General features: G+C 52.1%; 1 protein-coding gene. It reads right to left on the bottom strand.

Annotated features, from left to right (window positions below; all coding sequences use genetic code 11):
• A partial coding sequence (gene tnpC, locus CF651_RS31615; protein ID WP_094018853.1) for an IS66 family transposase occupies positions 1 to 1,101 on the bottom strand: 1,101 nt, incomplete at its 3' end.

Below are 1,101 nucleotides of genomic sequence, written 5' to 3'. Positions count from 1 at the left end.
CCATGACCAAAAAGCATCGAGTACAGGCTTTTCCTGCACCAGACGTTGTTCCTTTCGCTCTTCAGGCGGATGTGAGGCGAGCTGCGCTTCTACCTCAAATAGCTTGTTGCAATAAGCTACCCCTTCGCTGGCGAGGGTCCCTTCTGGAATATTCGCCTCCGGTGGCAATGCCTCGACAAACTTACGCCGAAGATGTGCCCAGCATAAACAAGATATCGTCCCTGTTAGATTCGCATATCCGGAGTAAGCATCGCTATGTAGATATCCCTTGAACCCTTTCAGGAACGCTTGCGGGTACTTCGCCCCTCGTCCTGGTTGGTATTCAAAGATCCGTATAGGACGCGTACTTTGCTGACCACTGCTGTAGATCCACATGTAGGAAGAGGTCGTGTTCTTCCGTCCCTTCTCATTCATCACCTGCAAGGGGGTCTCATCGGCATGCAAATATCGCTCTTGTACAAGCAACTCATGCAGTCGATTCACCAGTGGCTTCAGCCAGTCTCTCGTGGCCGCGATCATCCAGTTGGCCATCGTGGCTCGACTCAGATCCAAACCGATGCTCTTCCATTCCTTTTCCTGACGGTACAGCGGCATGCTGTTCACAAACTTCTGGTACATCACCCATGCCACGGAGGAAGAAGAAGCAATTGAATGCTGAATAACCGGCGCTGGAGTCGTCGCCTTTTTCATTTGAGGCTTGTCCGCTTTCCGACAGGTTCGGCACTCTAAGGTTTCTCTGTACACATCAATGGCTTGCACGCGGGCAGGAATAAACTCCACTTCCGTACGAACAAACTCTTCGCCCACCAAGACAAGCTCGCTATGGCATACGTCACAACACCGGTCCTGAACCTGAAAGAGTTGCTTTTCACGAGGAAGATCCTGAAGTAATTCTGCTCGTTCGCCTACTTGCTTCTTTCGCTGGTAGCTCTGGATCTGCTGGGTGGTCGGCTCTGGTGCAGTGCGCGAAGCTGCTGCTTCCGCCTCATCGAAAATAGATAGCTGCTCCACACCGACTGGGAGGGAAGCTGTTTTCTCGGAGCTTTTGCCCTGTCCCTTATACCCATTTGCCGCTGCCGACGAATATGAGGGGGGAAGTAT

The organism is Paenibacillus rigui (assembly GCF_002234615.1).
GTDB lineage: Bacteria > Bacillota > Bacilli > Paenibacillales > NBRC-103111 > Paenibacillus_S > Paenibacillus_S rigui.
The sequence above is the reverse complement of the archived record's forward strand: the minus strand, read 5'-3'. Positions and strand labels throughout refer to the sequence as shown.